At 66.7% G+C, this 16,824-nt stretch carries 11 protein-coding genes, 1 tRNA gene and 1 pseudogene; 1 reads left to right on the top strand and 12 read right to left on the bottom strand.

Annotated features, from left to right (window positions below):
- Positions 1–7: 7 nt before the first annotated feature.
- From mdcA to gmd, 8 genes and pseudogenes are all read right to left on the bottom strand, one after another.
- Positions 8–1,653, bottom strand: a pseudogene (gene mdcA / locus FRZ44_RS04230) (malonate decarboxylase subunit alpha).
- Positions 1,654–1,699: 46 nt separating this feature from the next.
- Positions 1,700–2,488, bottom strand: a complete 789-nt coding sequence (locus FRZ44_RS04225; RefSeq protein ID WP_151175997.1) for an alpha/beta hydrolase — start codon at positions 2,486–2,488, stop codon at positions 1,700–1,702.
- Between the two features lie 305 nt (positions 2,489–2,793).
- Positions 2,794–3,981 carry a M24 family metallopeptidase gene (locus FRZ44_RS04220; protein WP_191908409.1) on the bottom strand — a complete coding sequence of 396 codons (1,188 nt, stop codon included), beginning with the start codon at positions 3,979–3,981 and terminating at the stop codon, positions 2,794–2,796.
- Positions 3,982–4,191: 210 nt separating this feature from the next.
- The gene (locus FRZ44_RS04215) at positions 4,192–5,562 is read right to left on the bottom strand and encodes a C69 family dipeptidase (protein ID WP_151175995.1); all 1,371 of its coding nucleotides are present in this window, start codon (positions 5,560–5,562) and stop codon (positions 4,192–4,194) included.
- 167 nt (positions 5,563–5,729) lie between these two features.
- Positions 5,730–5,803: transfer RNA gene (locus FRZ44_RS04210), tRNA-Gln, on the bottom strand.
- A gap of 380 nt (positions 5,804–6,183) precedes the next feature.
- Positions 6,184–7,374, bottom strand: coding sequence for an NnrS family protein (locus FRZ44_RS04205; RefSeq protein ID WP_151175994.1), 1,191 nt, complete (start codon positions 7,372–7,374; stop codon positions 6,184–6,186).
- A gap of 202 nt (positions 7,375–7,576) precedes the next feature.
- Positions 7,577–8,566: a GDP-L-fucose synthase gene (fcl, locus tag FRZ44_RS04200; RefSeq protein ID WP_151175993.1), complete on the bottom strand. Its 990-nt coding sequence runs from the start codon at positions 8,564–8,566 to the stop codon at positions 7,577–7,579.
- Positions 8,563–9,684, bottom strand: coding sequence for a GDP-mannose 4,6-dehydratase (gene gmd / locus FRZ44_RS04195; protein WP_151175992.1), 1,122 nt, complete (start codon positions 9,682–9,684; stop codon positions 8,563–8,565). Before gmd ends, fcl begins: the two co-directional genes overlap by 4 nt.
- A 316-nt stretch (positions 9,685–10,000) precedes the next feature.
- Between gmd and FRZ44_RS04190 the strand changes: the two genes are divergently transcribed.
- Entirely contained in the window at positions 10,001–11,200 is a 1,200-nt protein-coding gene (locus FRZ44_RS04190; protein ID WP_191908408.1) for a peptidoglycan-binding domain-containing protein, read from the top strand.
- 3 nt (positions 11,201–11,203) lie between these two features.
- On the opposite strand, the gene FRZ44_RS04185 is transcribed toward FRZ44_RS04190, so the two are convergent.
- From FRZ44_RS04185 to FRZ44_RS04170, 4 genes are all read right to left on the bottom strand, one after another.
- Positions 11,204–12,079, bottom strand: a complete 876-nt coding sequence (locus tag FRZ44_RS04185; protein WP_151175990.1) for an aminoglycoside phosphotransferase family protein — start codon at positions 12,077–12,079, stop codon at positions 11,204–11,206.
- A complete protein-coding gene (locus FRZ44_RS04180; protein WP_151175989.1) occupies positions 12,060–12,965 on the bottom strand; it encodes a 4-(cytidine 5'-diphospho)-2-C-methyl-D-erythritol kinase in 906 nt (301 codons plus the stop codon). The genes FRZ44_RS04185 and FRZ44_RS04180 overlap by 20 nt, the downstream gene beginning before the upstream one ends.
- Positions 12,966–13,145: 180 nt before the next feature.
- Positions 13,146–14,921 (bottom strand): tetratricopeptide repeat protein, encoded by a 1,776-nt coding sequence (locus tag FRZ44_RS04175; protein WP_151175988.1) that lies wholly within the window; start codon positions 14,919–14,921, stop codon positions 13,146–13,148.
- A gap of 34 nt (positions 14,922–14,955) precedes the next feature.
- Positions 14,956–16,584 carry an electron transfer flavoprotein-ubiquinone oxidoreductase gene (locus FRZ44_RS04170; protein WP_151175987.1) on the bottom strand — a complete coding sequence of 543 codons (1,629 nt, stop codon included), beginning with the start codon at positions 16,582–16,584 and terminating at the stop codon, positions 14,956–14,958.
- Positions 16,585–16,824: the final 240 nt, after the last annotated feature.

The raw sequence follows: 16,824 nt of genomic DNA, 5'->3' as shown, positions 1-16,824 counted from the left end.
ATCCTTCCTACCAGTTGCGGAATTTCGAGGGTGGCGCGTAGAGGCCGCCCGACCAGTGGACGAGATCCTTGATGGAACGGGCCGCCAGCAGGCTCCTGTCCGCGTCCAGAGGATCGATACCGAGATCTTCGGGCCGGCGGACTGTGCCCCTCTCCCGCAGCCGCTGGACCGTCTTCGGATCCCGGCCGCGGCCGACATCGGTATAGCCCGCGACAGCGCGGATCGCCTGCTCGCGCTCGTTCTTGTCGCGGCACAGCAGGAGATTGGCGATTCCTTCCTCGGTGACGATGTGGGTGACGTCGTCGGCATAGATCATCACCGGGGCGAGATCGAGATTGAGCTTCTCCGCCAGGGCCAGGGCGTCGAGCTTCTCGACGAACAGGGGACGTTCTTGTCGCCGAAGGTCTCGCCGATCTGCACCACGAGCTTGCGGCCGCGCCGCAAAGCCGCCGGCGTGTCGGGGTCGGCTTCCTGGCCGGCTCGCAACCAGGGCTCACTCGGATGGCGGCGTCCCCTCGCATCCGAGCCCATGTTCGGTGCACCGCCGAAGCCGGCGATGCGCGAAGTCGTGACGGTGGAGGAATTGCCCTGGAGATCGATCTGCAGGGTGGAGCCGATGAACATGTCGCAGGCATAGAGCCCGGCGACCTGGCTGAAGGCGCGGTTCGACCGCAGCGAGCCATCGGCGCCCGTGAAATAGATGTCCGAGCGGGCGCGGATATACGCATCCATGCCGACTTCGGACCCGAAGCAGTGGATCTGCTCGACCCAGCCGGACTCGATCGCGGGGATCAGCGCCGGGTGCGGGTTGAGCGCGAAACGGGTCGCCACCTTTCCCTTCAGCCCCAACCGCTCACCGAAGGTCGGCAGCAGCAGCTCGATCGCCGCGGTGTTGAATCCGATCCCGTGGTTCAGCCGCTTGACGCCATAGGGCCCATAGATGCCTTTGATCGCCAGCATGGCGGTCAGGATCTGGCCCTCGGTGATGGCGGCCGGATCGCGCGTAAACAGGGGCTCGACAAAGAACGGCCTGTCCGCCTTCACCACGAAGTTGACCCGGTCGCCCGGGATGTCCACGCGGGGCAGCTTGTCCAGGATCTCGTTGACCTGGGCGATGACCACGCCATCCTTGAAGGCGGTCGCCTCGACGACGGTCGGCGTGTCCTCGGTGTTGGGGCCGGTATAAAGGTTGCCGTCCCGGTCGGCGCTGACCGCCGCGATCAGGGCGACATGCGGCGTCAGGTCGATGAAATAGCGGGCGAACAGCTCCAGATAGGTGTGCACCGCCCCCAGTTCGATCTTGCCGCCGAACAGCATCTTCGCGATACGCGCCGACTGGGGGCCGGAATAGGCGTAGTCGAGCCGCTTCGCGATGCCGCGGTCGAAAAGATCGAGATGTTCGGGCAGAACCACGCCGGACTGCACCATATGCAGGCCGTGCAGCTTGCCGACATCGACCGCGGCCAGAGCCCCGGCCAAGAGATCGGCCTGCTTCTGATTGTCGCCTTCCAGGCAGACCCGGTCGCCCGGCCGGATCACGGCTTCCAGCAGCGCCGTGACATCGTGGGCCGCCACGATCTTGCCGTTCGCCAGCTTCGATCCCGCCTCGATGCGCGCATCGCGCGCCTCTTGCGCCTTCCGCCATGCCGTCATCTGAAGGTTCCCGTCACAAATCTGGGTTCGATCGCTGCCGGCACTCTCACTTCTGCGCGTGTTGCGCCGCTTCCTCGATGACCGCCGCGACTTCCTTCGGACGCGATTCATAGACGGAGTGGCTGGCGCCCCCGATTTCGATCGTGTGGCTGCCGGCGCGCTTGTAGTACATCCGCTCGAGGTCGGGATTGATGATCCGGTCGGCGCCGGCGACGATGGCCCAGCTCGGCTTCGTCTTCCAGGCGGCCACGGTCATCGGCGCGGTGAAGACCTGCGCTGCCGTGAGGATCTGCGACCTCGCCTCGAACTCGGCCTGCTCGCGCGGCAGATCGGCGGCGAAGTCCTTGGGGAAGTCGGCGGGATTGAGGTAGGTGAATCCGTCGGCGGTCTTGCGGATCGCCCCTTCCTGCTTCGCCGTGATGCTGGGCGTGGTTTTGCCGAGGGCGCCTTCGCTCTCCCCGACATCGGGAGCATGGGCCGCCACATAGACCAGGCCGACGACCTTCGGATGCACACCGGCCTCGGTGATGACCGAGCCGCCATAGCTGTGACCGACCAGGATGCAGGGTCCGGTCTGGAGGTCCAGCAGGCGGTTGACCGCGGCGACATCGTCCTGGAACGACGTCAGCGGCTCCTGGGCCATGGCCACGTCGTAGCCGTCGCGGGTGAGGATGTCGTAGACCGGCCTCCAACCCGAAGCGTCCACCCAGGCGCCGTGAACCAGCACGATGCATTTCAAGGGCGAGGCAAGGGACGGGACGGCACTCGCGGCGAGAATGAGGCCCGCGGCAATGGCGGGGGCGAAACGGAGCCCGAGAATCCGGCGGAGGGTCATAGGAATTCTTTCAGCCTCTGTTGTGAGAGAGAGGTCACATCTGCGTGGCCCCCTTTCTGAAGGAAACAGGAATCATTCTCTTGTCGGGGATTGCGTCGCTTGGTGCGAATCGCGGATTTCAGCGGGAAGGTGCCGCGAAAGCGAAGAGAGGTGCGTCTCGGAGAGTTCGGCAGCTCTTTAGCAGCGCGAACGACGGCGGGTTACGCGAACCGATTTGCCCAGATCACCGCCATGGCGACCTTCTTTCATCCGAGATCACGGCGTGTTCGGTGTCCTGCGCGGCACCGCCAACCCGGCGGTATCGGCTACCATCGGCGAATCGGCGCGTCCGTGATCCGTTCGACGCCCTGCTCCGTCACCAGCACGGTTTCCTCGAAATCCCCCAGATAACCGTTGCGGGAGAGTGTCTTCTCCAGGCAGAGCACCATGCCGGGCACCAGCTTCGTCGGCTCGCCCGGATTGAGCCAGGGCGAATCCCAGCCCAGCCCGACACCATGACCGAGGCCGGTAAACACGCCCGTGAGCGGATAACCCAGTTCCTGCTGCTTGCGGATCCCGGCTTCGGCGACGTCACCGGCCGTGGCCCCCGGCCTGATCGCGGCGATGCCGGCCTCGACGACGGCAATCGCCGCCTCGAAGGCCTCGACCTGCTCGGGCTGGGTCCGGCCGATGGGGCAGGATCGCGACAGATCGAAATAGTAGCCCTGCAACACCCCGGATATGCCGGCGCGGAACCACTGTCCCTCGGAGAGAGGCTCCTCCGCCGACCAGGTCGGAAAGTTCGCCCTGACGGCCCGGCCGTTCTGGCCCCCGGTGCCCGAGGCCATGAAGGAGTTGTAGAGCATGCCGCCGGCGGGAATCAGGATATCCATGCCGGCCTTCAGCACCTCGCCATGCGTGGCGCCTGGCACCGCGGCCTTCATCATCGCCTCGATCATGCGGGAGCCGAGGCGCGAAGCGGCCTTGAGCCGCTCGATCTCCCCCGGCGACTTGATCGCGCGCAAGCCTGCCAGGATGTGATCGGCCTCGACCCATTCCACGCCGGGCAGGGCCGCCACAAACTTGCGGTACATGTTGAGCGCGATGGTGTCGTTGCCGACCAGCCCGATCCGGCCGGCAGCGAGGCCGCGCTCCTTGAGGGCGGCGATCGTGGATTCGATGACGAGATCCGTCACCACGATCTGATCGGCCGGCATGACGATCTTGTCGCGATAGGGGATATCGATCACGAGACAAGGATCGGCACGGACCGGCAGGATCAGGAAGGAATGGGCGCGGCCCGTCCACTTGCCCTCGACGTCCGGTATGTAGGGAAAGGAGGTGTAATGGTCGGTCAGATAGGCGATGTCGCCATAACGGTCGACGGCGCCGCCGCCGCGGCCGCAGACAAGGAGGCCCGCGAATCCTTCCTCCCGCGCCTGGACGGTCGCTTTCCGCCGGCGCTCGGCGAATTCCTCGGCGCTGATTTCGACTCTGGGAAGGACCCTGTTCATGTCACCCTCGGACGCAGATCGAGACGATCTCCCGGAAAGCGTCGATATTTGGCAGAGAGCGTCGTGTCTCACAAGCTCGAAGCTGTTGCCTCGACACGATCCTGTCGAGTTCTTCATCGAGTCCAATGAGGAAGCTTTCAGCGTTCAGACCGGTCTTGATTCGAATGTGGATCGCCGGACGCGGCGCTCCCGGATGGGCAACGGCAGAGCCTAGGCGAGAGGAAATCCACTGCCCCGAAGTGTGGGCACCCGCGCCGCTTCCACTTGTTGAAGATAACGGCCCCGCGGATCGGCATCGCGCGGCGTGACGACATCCGCCATGCAGGCCTGCGTCAGGTCCGCGATGATCCGGCAGGCCGCGTCCTGTCGCCGGGCGGCCAGGCTCGTCAGCGCGAAGCGGGAGGATCGGCTGGCATCCTCCGGGAGGCTACGGGCGGCGGCCAGGGTCTCCGCCTCGAGCTCGGCCAATATTGCCCGCGGAGCCCCGGACAGACGGCCGTAATCCCGTTCGATCAGCCGCTGCATCGATTCCAGGTTCCACCAGGCATCGGCATTGCCGGCGCCAGGCTGGGTCCAATCTTGCGGCAGCCCGGCATCGGGCCAGACCGGCACGAAGCTCGACAGGCAGGGCGAGGCGAGCGAAGCCCAGAACAAGGAGGGGCGGCCGTCGCCCGGCAGCTCGATCGCCACGCTGGCCACGGTCTCGGACCCTTCGGGTGAAGAGGCATGCATGCAGATCAGGCTCTCGCCATCGTTGTCGAGGCGCCAGCCGGCGTCGGCGCCGTGCGGCCCGTGGCCTCGAAGCAGGGAGAAGAGGTCCTCCAGCGAGATCCGGCCCTGCCCTTCCAGCTTTTCGAGCCCGGCCTGAGAGAAATCGAGACGCGCCGCGCAGCCCGGCAGGAACGGGACCTCCGTGTCGGCATAGGCGGCGGCAAAGTCGAAGGGCGCCCCGGCGGCAGGATCGAACCAGCCCGATTGGATCGCGTGGTCGATCGCGCCGTCGGAGATCCGGTCGTAGTCCAAGCCGATCGAATAGACGTTCGAGATCGATGCCCAGCCATCGAGCTTCTTCGCCACCCAATGGCGGCCCGCGGTCTGCAGCACCCATCCCCCATCGGCATCCGAGAGGATGAAGCCGTTATGGTAGGTCTGGTCCTGCGTCGCGGATGTCCGCCCCGACTGGCCATACTGCTCCAGAAGGCCCGTCAAGACCGCCAACCCCTCGTCCGCCCTCACGGCCCGCTCGAGCGTCAGGCGCAGGAGATCCATGCCCAGCAATCCCGGCTCGGTCGAGGCCGGCACTCTCGACCAGATGGCCTCATTGCCGATCGCCAGGCCGCACTCGTTGACGCCATGCTCGAAGCCCCACATCCACCAGGGCCGCGACCCCAGGACGGCATAGGTGTGAGCGACCTGCGGTATCTCGATATAGGTGCAGCGGACCCTGCTGCCGGGCCGATGGTCCGCAGCCTCGACCTTCGTCAGATACTGCGCCTCGTTGGGCTCGCGGTCGGAGTTCTTGGCCAGGGTCGTATGGCCGGACGCCATCAGCCGGCCCTGCACGACGAAGGTGTCACACATGGATTCTGCTCTCGCCGTGGTTCATCGAATCTTGCGCCGTGTGCAGCTTCGCCAAAACGCAGAGTGACCGCGATCAACTCGGGTCGTGGACCCTGGTGGCTGACCAGCATCGTTCACTTTAAGCACGGTAGAAAGAATTGGAAGCAGGCGCGTCATCGCAAAAAAAGTGGCTGGGGCGCCAGGATTCGAACCTGGGATCACGGGATCAAAACCCGTTGCCTTACCGCTTGGCCACGCCCCAGCAGGGCGGATCCGGAAAGCAGGTTCCCGGACTCCATAACTCGCCAGCCGAAATGCCGGCCATAGACCCGTGAGGCCGATGCCGGAAGCCTTGGCCGAACGAGGCGGCGCGCCTTCATAGCGGCAAGCGGGCCCGGCCGCAATTATATTGAATTATCCAGGACGTAGAAGGGTTTGGGCGCTGTCCCGGGGCGCCTCAGGCAGCACCGGCCCCGGCGCGGCTGCTTCGGGATCCCCGAGGCCCGTGCTCCCCATGCCCGTCATGGGCCTGTGCCATCCAGACACCGCCGCTGCGCGCGATCACGAACCCAGCGTTGGCTGGAGCGAGCGGCCCGCCGTTGCCGATCTCCTGGCGATAAGGCAATCGCCAAGGAAGCCGCGTCAGCGGGCACCGCGCGATCCAAGCAGCATCGGCCCGTAGTGCAGCAGGAAGCCGCCGAAGGCGGCGATCCAAAAGCACGCCGACGCGATGAGCAGCGGCATGATCATGTCCGTGCTGAATGCGGCCGCGACGCGCGTGGCCGCCGCAAGGCTGACAAGAACATAGATCAGGCTGGTGACGCGATCCGCTGTCAGGTCGCGTCCGGTGTGCCCGCGTGTTGCGCGCGTCATCACCGCCAGAATCATCGTGCCGATTGCGCCCGCTGTCAGCGCATGGATAGCGGCGCTTTGCGGCACAGGGGTGTCGAGCATGGCGGCGCCGAGCAGCGCCGCACCGAGCACGAGCCACGCGTAGCCGACATGGAGAATCAGGACCAGCGGCTCCGCGGCTGTCGCCCCGCCGCGCCATCGCAGCAGGCGCCAGAGATTGAGCGCCGCTCCCAGGAGAAGGAGCCCGCCGATGGCCTCGACCGAAGGAAAGAACGCCCAACCGAACAAACCGGCATGCAAGACGCCCAGCGCAACCCGATCGATCAAGCCATGGGGGGCGGGGAGATCGGGGCTTTGCCGCTTCGCCAGCCAATTGCGGGTAAAGCTCGGCACGATCCGCCCGGCCACCACGGAGACCAGCACGACCACGGCGGCAAGCCCGAGCCGCCAGCCAAGCCCCGACGGCACCGCCACGCCCGCGGATTCCAAATGCATCAGCAGATTGGCAAAGCCGAGAACAATCACCGGCGCGACCATCGGCAGATTGCGCCAGTTGCGCCCCGCGACGATCTCCCGGGCGACGACGCCGACCAGAACCACGGGAAAGGACAGGTCTGCCGCGATCGCGAGCCATGCCGGCAGTTCTGCCGAGACGAGGCAGACGATCCGGCCGAGCAGCCACAAGCCGGCCAGCAGCGCCAACGGACCGCCTCTCACCGGCAGCCGCTGGGTCCAGTTCGGGATCGCGGTCAGCAGGAAGCCGGCGATGGCGGCCATGACGAAGCCGAACAGCATCTCATGAATATGCCAGGTCAGCGGGTCGAACCGGCTCGGCGCGGCGATCCCCGTGGCGAACATGATGATCCAGAATGCGAGCGCCGCCGCCGACCAGAATCCGGCGGCGAAAAAGAACGGCCGGAATCCCTGGGTCAACAAGGTCGGCATCGAATCGCCTCCGATATCCGCTCCGATGGTGTTCATGGTGCAACGGCAACCTTTCCCCTCGATGCGTGAACGCCGGGAGATCCCAGCATGACGAGGCGCAGAAGGCAGGGACACGGCGCAGCGAGGAAGCCCCCGGTCATGATCGGGTCTTTCGGGAGTGGATCAAACTCCTTGCCACTGAACGAAAGCTCGAGAGAACGACAGCGTAGCAGGGTTTTGTGCGTGGGACCTTGCGGCCTCAGGCCGCGCCCGCCCGGCTCCGGCCGCCCGTGACCGCACCTTGGGCCAGCGCCTCGCGATACCAGCCATAGGCCAGGGTCAGGCCCTGGTCCAGCGGGGTCTTCGCCTTCCAGCCCAGCGCCGCCAGCTTCGAGACGTCGACCAGCTTGCGCGGCGTGCCGTCGGGTTTCGAGGCGTCATAGCGGAACTTGCCCTGCCAGCCGACCACGCGCGCGATCGTCTCGGCGAGCTCGGCGATGGTGACGTCGCTGCCGGTGCCGACATTGAGATGCGGCTCGTCGGAATAATGCTTCATCAGATGCACCAGCGCGTCGGCGAGATCGTCGACGAACAGGAACTCGCGCTTGGGCCTGCCGCTGCCCCAGATCTCGACCTCGCCGCGGCCTTCCGTCTTGGCCGCGTGGATCTTCGCGATCAGCGCCGGCACCACATGGCTGGACTGGAGATCGAAATTGTCGCCGGGTCCATAGAGATTGGTCGGCATGGCGGAGATGTAGTCGCAGCCATGCTGGCGGCGATAGGCCTGCGCCATCTTGATGCCGGCGATCTTGGCGATCGCATACCACTCGTTGGTCGGTTCCAGCGGCCCCGTCAGCAGCGCCGTCTCCGCCATCGGCTGCGCCGCCTCGCGCGGATAGATGCAGGAGGAGCCCAGGAACAGGAGCTTCGCCACGCCGGACTTGCGCGAGGCCTCGATCAGGTTGGTCTCGATCGCGAGATTGTCGTAGAGGAATTCGGCCGGCCGCGTCGCATTGGCGAGAATGCCGCCGACCGTCGCCGCCGCCACGAACACCGCGTCGGGTTTTGCTTTCGCGACCCAGTCCTCGGTCGCCTGCTGGCGGCGCAGATCGACCTCGGCGCGCCGCACGGTCAGGATCTCGCATTTCTCGCCGGCGAGGCGCCGGCAGATCGCCTGCCCCACCATGCCGCGATGGCCGGCGACGAAGACGCGCCGGCCGGCGAGATCGAAGGGAACCTTGCCCGTCATGGGGCGGTTGGCTTCGGTATCGAGGCCGCGGCGTTCGCGGGCGAATCGCCCGAGCCGCCCTGATGCGGCGAGCTGCCATTGTCGATCGCAGCCAAGTCGGAAGCCACCATTTCGCGCACCAGTTCCTTGAAGCTCGTCGTGTGGCGCCAGCCGAGCTTGGCCTTGGCCTTCGACGCGTCGCCCAGCAGGTGATCCACTTCGGTGGGGCGGAAATAGCGCGGGTCGATCAGCACCAGCGGCTTGCCGGTCCTGGCATCGAGCCCCTTCTCCTCCACGCCGGTGCCGCGCCATTCGATGCTGCGGCCGGTCTCGGCGAAAGCGAGCTCGATCATCTCGCGCACCGAATGGCTCTCGCCCGTCGCCAGCACATAGTCGTCGGGCTCGGGCTGCTGCAGGACGCGCCACATGCCTTCGACATAATCGCGCGCATGGCCCCAGTCGCGCCTGGCGTCGAGATTGCCGATATAGAGCCGCTCCTGCCGCCCGCGCGCGATCGCGGCCACGGCGCGCGTCACCTTGCGCGTCACGAAGGTCTCGCCGCGGATCGGGCTCTCATGATTGAACAGGATCCCGTTCGAGGCGTGCATGCCATAGGCCTCGCGGTAATTGACCGTGATCCAATAGGCGTAAAGCTTGGCGGCGCCATAGGGGCTGCGCGGATAGAAGGGCGTGGTCTCGTTCTGCGGCACGGTCGGCGTGGCGCCGTAAAGCTCCGAGGTCGAGGCCTGGTAGAAGCGGGTCGCCTTCTCCATGCCGAGCAGGCGGATCGCCTCCAGCAGCCGCAACGGACCGAGCCCGTCGGCGTTGGCGGTATATTCCGCCGTCTCGAAGCTCACCTGCACATGGCTCTGGGCCGCGAGATTGTAGATCTCGGTCGGCCTGGTCTGCGCCACCAGCCGGATCAGGTTGGTGGCGTCGGTCATCTCGCCATAATGCAGGAAGAAGCGGACGCCCGCCTCGTGCGAGTCCTGATAGAGATGGTCGATGCGGCCGGTATTGAAGGAGGAAGAGCGGCGTTTGACGCCGTGGACGACATAGCCTTTGGCCAGCAGCAGCTCGGCCAGATAGGCGCCGTCCTGGCCGGTCACGCCGGTGATGAGAGCGGTTTTCTGGGTCATGCGGCCCGGAGGCTAGCATAACGTGGTTAACGGAGCATCTTTGCCGGGCCGGCGATTATCGGATGTTATCAAACTGGCTCTTACATCCGACCTGCGTTGAAGCTAACGTTCCTATTGCTGGAACCGATGGCGAGTCGTGCGCCCGAGTCGGCCCGGCAAATACGGCTAACAATGATCCGCCCGTTTCCGCCGAGCTTGATGAAAGGAGCCCGGCGGCGGGGTCTATAGGGAAGGGGCGATGGCGGATCGGGCCAAGGACAGGCCGCAGCAACCGGGCCAGGCAGCTTCAGAGCCGGCTGCACCCGCGGGATCGCCTTTGCCGGCGACGGATGGGGAGGGCGCGTCCCCCCCGCCCGAAGCGCTGCGCCGCCAGCAGATGGCCGCGCGCCATGCCGCCGACATCGGCAACGCGCCGCGAACCGCTCCGGAAGCGGTGCCCCTGTCCTCGGTCGAGAGCGATCCGCTGGCCGAAGCCGCCCGCCATTTCCGCGAGCTGCAGGCCAAATCGGCCGGCGTCACCGAAATCCATATGCCGCCGCGCCCCGCACCCTCGAGCGATGTGGCCCGCGACCTGCTGAGGGACGACGGCCAGCTCTCGAGCCTGGCGCTGTCCGACAATGTAGCGGGTCTGCGCAAGCCGGAATCGGCCCTGCCCGCCGACATGCTCATCGACAATGAGAGCGCCGCCGCGCGGGTGACGCCGCGCACGAAACTCTGGGCCGTGACCAAAGCCGACCGCATCATCGATGCCGAGGCGGAGCCGCTGGCGCAGACGACGGGCGCGCCGAGCTTCGTCGATATGGATCCAGATCTTTCATTGCCGCTGGGCGCGTCGCCCGAGCTGGTGCCGCCGGAGGCGGCGGCGACGTCGCTCGCCTCCTTCGCATCAGACGCGCGTCCCGCAGGCGCGAGCGAGCCTGCGGCCGTCGGCGAGGCGAGTCCCGACCGCGTGAAGCGCGCCTTGGCGCTGGCCGCCGGCGCACCGGTTTTGACGACGCCGGACGCACCGGGCGAGGCGCCGCCCGCAACCGCCGCTGCCGATGCGGGCCCCGCCAAACTGCCGCCCCTCCCCGCCATCGACCGCACCCGCCCGGCGCCGGCGGGACCGTCGGGAAATCTGCGGCTGTTCGCCGGCCTCAGCGTCGTAATCCTGGCCTTCGCCGGCTCGCTCGTTTGGGTGGCGATGTGGCGCGCCGATTCCTTCACCGGCGGCACGGAAGCGACGCTCGAGGTTTCGCCCGAGGATCTGGTGCAGACGGCCGCGGGCGGAAACGCCGCGACGGCCACAGCCGATGGTTCCGGCACCGCGACCGCGACCTTGATGGTGCGCGACACCGAGCTCCTGCTGGCGAAGCTGGCTTTCGATCCGGGCCCCGCCGACGGCGTGCTCGACGAGACAACGCGCGAGGCGATCCGGCGCTATCAGGAGGCGGCGGGATTGCCCCAGACGGGCGAGCCCTCCAAGGAATTGCTGGAAGAGCTGCAGGCGGTCGTCGCCGCGATCAACGGCAACTGAGCCTCAGGCCTTCGCCAGCTCCGCCGCGGCGATCTCGGCGATCGCCAGATCGAAAGTCGGCGTCACCCCGTCCTCGACGAACCAGGCGGCCGAAAGCCCGGCAAAGGCCAGCACCCATTGCAGCAGGCGCCGGCGGTCGAGCCCTGCGGCTTCCGCCGCCACCGACACCTGTCGCGCCAGACGGCCCGGCGCCGTCGCGGTCTCGAGATCGGGATTGAACAGGATGTTGGCGAAATCGAAGGCGCGCTCGCCCTGCAGCCGCTTGGGATCGATCGCCAGCCAGCCGCGCGGGCCGAAATCCAGGACATTGGCGTGATGCAGATCGCCATGGAGGACGCCCACTTCTCGCGGCGCCTGCAGCAGCTCGCGCGCGACGGACGCCGCGCGCGCAATCAGGCCGCCCTCGCGCGCGGCCACGGGAGCCAGCGCCGCGAACCATTGCGCCAAAGGCAGCAGCGGAGGCGGCGGACTCCGGCGCGGCGCATGCAATTGACCGGCGACCGCGCAGATGATCCGCGTCGCCTCGTCGTCGCGCCCTTCATGCGCCATGGCGGCGAGCGATCCGGGGCCGGTCGCGCGCTCCATCAGCAGCGCATCGCCCTCATGCGCCCAGACGGGTGCCGCACCCTGGCCGGCCCACCAGACCATCAGCAGAGGCCCGCGTCGCTCCTCGGCCTCGAGCGCGATCTTCAGCATCCCCGGCGCGCCGTTGCGGCGAACCGGCAGCAGCCGGCTGCCCGGCGTCACCAGAACCTCGCCATCGGGAATGAGATTCCAGCGTTCGAGCCAGGGCGCGAAGAGCGCGTCATAGTCCGGCAGGGTCGATGCCTGCCGGCCGGCGCTCGCGCGCGGCCGGGGCTTATGCGTCCGGCGCGTCATGATCGAACGCGGCGGGGCCGTTGAGCATGGGCGCCGAGGCGATCCACCAGGAGGGATGCTCGACGCTCAGACGCGCGGCCGCTTCGCGCACCTCTTCGGCATTCGCGAAGAGACCGAAGCAGGTGGCGCCGCTCCCGCTCATGCGCGCGAGCAGATTGCCCGGCAGGTGGCGCAGCGCCGTCAGCACCTCGCCGATCACGGGCTCGATCCCGATCGCCGGCGCTTCGAGATCATTGGCGCAACGCGCGAGCCGCGCGGCAAGGGCCGGCGCATCGCCGAGCCCGTCCCGCCATCGCCCCGGCGCCGAGAAGGCGCCGCGACGGGCCTTGAAGACCGCGGGCGTCGAGACGCCGACGCGCGGATTGACCAGCAGCATCTGGATATTCGGAAGCGCCGGCGCCGGATCGAGGATCTCGCCGATGCCGCCCATGAAAGAAGGCCTTGCGGCGAGACAGACCGGCAGATCGGCGCCGAGGCCGAGCCCGATCTGCGCGAGATCGACGGCTCCCTCCGGCACGCGCCAGAGCCGTGTCAGGCCGACCAGGGCCGCCGCCGCATCCGCCGAGCCACCGCCGATGCCCGAGGCCACGGGCAGCCGCTTCGTCAAACGCAGCGCCGCACCCTCTGCCCGCAGGTTCTTTGCGGCCAGCGCCGCCGCCAGGGCCCGCGCGGCGCGCAACACGAGATTGTCGTCGGAAGCCGGGAGTCCCGCGCCGAAGGGCCCGTCGATCGAAAGCGTCAGCGTGCGGGACGGCGCGATGCGCAGCGCGTCGCCGAGATCGGCGAAGACCACCAGACTGTCGAGCAGGTGATAACCGTCGGCGCGCTTGCCGACGACATGGAGATAGAGATTGATCTTGGCGCGGGCGTGCAGCGTCAGAAGCACGGAACGAAACCATTGTTCCCTCCCCCCTCGAGGGGGAGGGTCAGGGAGGGGGCCAGCGAGATTTGGCAGCGGGATTCTTCCCAGAATGGCCACAGCGAGTTTACCCCCTCCCTAGCCCTCCCCCTCGAGGGGGGAGGGGATAAGGAGAGTATCGCTCGTCGAACCACCAGACGAATCCGCTCAGCTTCCCGAAGGCGCGCCGAGGCCGTCCTTGATCTTCGCTTGCAGCGGCTGGAGATGGTCGGGCTCGGGGCCGAACTGGAGCGAGCGCTGCCACTGATAGCGGGCCTCGGTCTTGCGGCCGACCCGCCAATAGGCATCGCCCAGATGATCGTTGATAGTGGCGTCGACCGGCTCGAGCTCGACGGCGCGCTCGAGATATTCGACCGCCTTATCGTACTGGCCCTGCTGGTAATAGGCCCAGCCCAGGCTGTCCACGATGAAGCCGTCGTCGGGCTTCAGCTCGACGGCGCGCTTCAGCATGGTGAAGGCTTCGGGCAGATGCTCGCGCCGCTCGACCCAGGAATAGGCCAGATAGTTCATCACATAGGGTTGCTCGGGTTCGAGCGCGAGCGCCTTCTGGAAATCGGCTTCGGCGAGCGGCCATTGCTTGCTGCGCTCATAGGTGATGCCGCGGAAATAGAGCAGCGACCAGTGGCGCCGCTTGAGCTCGGGCACGCGCGCGACCGCCACCTCGTAAGCCTTCGCCGCGTCGGCGAACTGCTCGTGGCTGCGCAGGATGTTGCCCTTGGCGAGAGCCGCGTCATAGCGCTCGGGGCGCTCGGCGATCATGCCGTCGAGCAGCTTCAGCGCATCGTCGGTCTTGCCGAGATCGTCGAGCGCGCGGGCCTCGTCGATGCGCGCCTGCCAGGAGAAGGGCGAGGATTTCGGGATCGCCTCATAGACCTCGATCGCATCCTGGGTGCGGCCGTCATTGATCAGGAGCTCGGCCAGCAGCGTCTGCGCGATCGGGTAATCCGGCTTGAGGTCGAGCGCGATGCGCTCGAACACCATCGCCGTGTCCAGGATCTGCTCGCGCGCGAGCAGCGAGGCGATGTTGAAGAAGCTCTCGGCGATGCCGTCGACCGGCGTGGCGACGATGGGCGCGGGCTTGGTGCCCGTGCTCACACCCTTCATCTCCGGCTCCAGCACCAGCGATTCGCTGTTTTCCTCGACGAAGGCGTCATAGAGCTTCTTGGCGTCCTGGTCGCGGCCCTGGCGCTGATAGAAATTGCCCACCAGCTGCACCACTCGCAGCGTGCCCGCTTCGGCAGTGACCAGCTTGCCGTAATCCTCATCGGCCGGCTTGATGCGGCCCGCCTGATCCTCGATCAGGGCCCGATGGAGATTGATGATCGGCTGGAGGCCGTTGATCGAATTGAGCCGGGCGAGTTGCGTCAGGCCGGCATCGGTCTGGCCCATTCCCTGCGCCAGCCAGGCGCGCACCATCGGCACGATGATCTTGTTGACGCCGTCGTCGGACAGCTTCGCCAGCTCGGCATCGGCGGCCTTGAGGTCGTTCTTCTTGATGTCGCGCCAGGCGAGGATGACCCCCGCGGTCGGCGAATCCGGCTGAACCTTCTGGATATGCTCGGCCACCTGCGCCGCTTCGCTGAGCCGACCCTCGCTCGCCAGCAGCAGATAGGACACATTGAGGAGCTCGGGATTGTCCGGATCCTTCGCCAGGGTGACGGCGAGCAGATCGGCCGCCTCGCTGTTGCGCCGGTCGGCCTGCGCCTGGCGCGCCGCGAGATAATGTCCCATCGGCGAGGAGGTCATCGGCGTCAGGTCGGCCAGCGACTTGGTCTGCCCCTGGGGCTGCTCCTGCGCCTGGAGCGTCGGCGTGCAGCCGGCGAAGGACAGGCCGATCATCGCCATGATCAGGGGCGCACCGAGGCGGGTCCGGATCTTGTAAGCCTTCACGCTTCCTCCTTCGTCGGTGCCGGTCATCGGCATCGAAACCGCGATCCGTCCAGCCGCTCGTCCACCGTCACATGTTCGGATAGTTGGGGCCGCCGCTGCCTTCCGGCACCACCCAGTTTATGTTCTGGGTCGGGTCCTTGATATCGCATGTCTTGCAGTGGACACAGTTCTGGGCGTTGATCTGCAGCTTCGGTTGGCTGTCGCTGCCGCGCACGATCTCATATACGCCGGCCGGACAATAGCGTTGCTCGGGTGCGTCATAAACCGCCAGGTTGATCCGGATCGGGACGCTCGGATCCCTCAAGGTCAGATGCGCCGGCTGATTCTCCTCGTGGTTGGTGTTCGACAGGTAAACCGAGGAGGTCTTGTCGAAACTGACCACGCCGTCCGGCTTCGGATAGACGATGGCCGGGGTCTCGGCCGCGGGCAGCAACTGGCTGTGATCCGGCTTGTGGTGGAAGGTCCAGGGCGCCTTCCCTCTGAACAAGTAGGTGTCGAGGGCGGAGTAGGCAATGCCGGCGAACAGCCCCTTATGGAAACTAGGCCGGATATTGCGGACTTTATAGAGTTCGTCCCAGAGCCAGCTGGCCTTGAGCCGGTTGGTGTAGTCCTCCAGCTCGCCGGTCTCGCCGCGCTCGAAGGCGGCCATGACCGCCTCGGCCGCCGTCATGCCCGACTTCATGGCCGTATGGCTGCCCTTGATCTTGGGCACATTGACGAAGCCCGCGGCACAGCCGATCAGCGCGCCGCCCGGAAACACCAGCTTCGGGATCGACTGGAAGCCGCCCTCGTTGATGGCGCGCGCGCCATAAACCAGCCGCTTGCCGCCTTCGAAGGTCGGGCGGATCGCCGGATGGGTCTTGAAGCGCTGGAACTCGTCGAAGGGCGAGAGATGCGGGTTGCTGTAATCGAGCCCGATCACGAAGCCGACCGACACCAGATTCTCGTCGAAGTGATAGAGGAACGAGCCGCCGTAGGTGGCCCTGTCCATCGGCCAGCCGACCGAATGCGAGATCAGGCCCTTCTTATGCTTGGCCGGATCGACCTCCCAGATTTCCTTGATGCCGATGCCGAAGGTCTGCGGATCGACGCCTTCGCGCAGATCGAAGCGCTCGAACAGGGTCTTGGTCAGCGAGCCGCGGCAGCCCTCGGCGAACAGGGTATAGCGGCCGTGCAGCTCGACGCCGGGTGTGAAATTCGCGGTCGGCTGTCCATCCTTGCCGACGCCCATATTGCCGGTGGCGACGCCCTTTACCCGGCCGGCCTCGTCATAGAGCACCTCGGCCGCGGCGAAGCCGGGATAGATCTCGACGCCCAGCCCTTCGGCCTGGGTCGCCAGCCAGCGGCAGACATTGCCGAGGCTGACGATGTAGTTGCCGTGATTGTTCATCTGCGGCGGGGTCGGCAGGCGGAACGCCTTGGTCGCGGTCAGGAACTGAAAGCGGTCCTCGCCCGCGGGCGTATTGAGCGGCGCGCCCTTCTCCTTCCAGTCCGGGATGAGCTCGTTCAGCGCGCGCGGCTCGACCACGGCGCCCGACAGGATATGAGCGCCGACTTCGGAACCCTTCTCGATGACACAGACGCCCAGCTCCCGGCCCTTCTCGGCCGACAGCTGCTTGAGCCGGATCGCCGCCGCCAACCCCGCCGGGCCGGCGCCTACGATCACCACGTCATATTGCATCGACTCCCGTTCCATGCCCGCTCTCTCTCCCCCTGGCGCACTCTTATATATAAGGACGCAACCGCATCGGGCCGATGCCATCGGCCCCCTCTCCGACTCCTGATGCCTTCCTCATTTCCTGAAGGAAGCCCAGTCGACGATATTGAGTCGCAGCGACCTACCCTATCGGAGCCGCGGAATTGGCGCTGCGGTGTAGCACAGCCGCGCCGGAATCGGCCAGAAGTCGGCAGCTTGATGGCCATTCCTTAAGGCCGC

The sequence above is a fragment of the Hypericibacter terrae genome, from assembly GCF_008728855.1.
In the GTDB taxonomy this organism is placed as follows: domain Bacteria; phylum Pseudomonadota; class Alphaproteobacteria; order Dongiales; family Dongiaceae; genus Hypericibacter; species Hypericibacter terrae.
The sequence above is the reverse complement of the archived record's forward strand: the minus strand, read 5'-3'. Positions and strand labels throughout refer to the sequence as shown.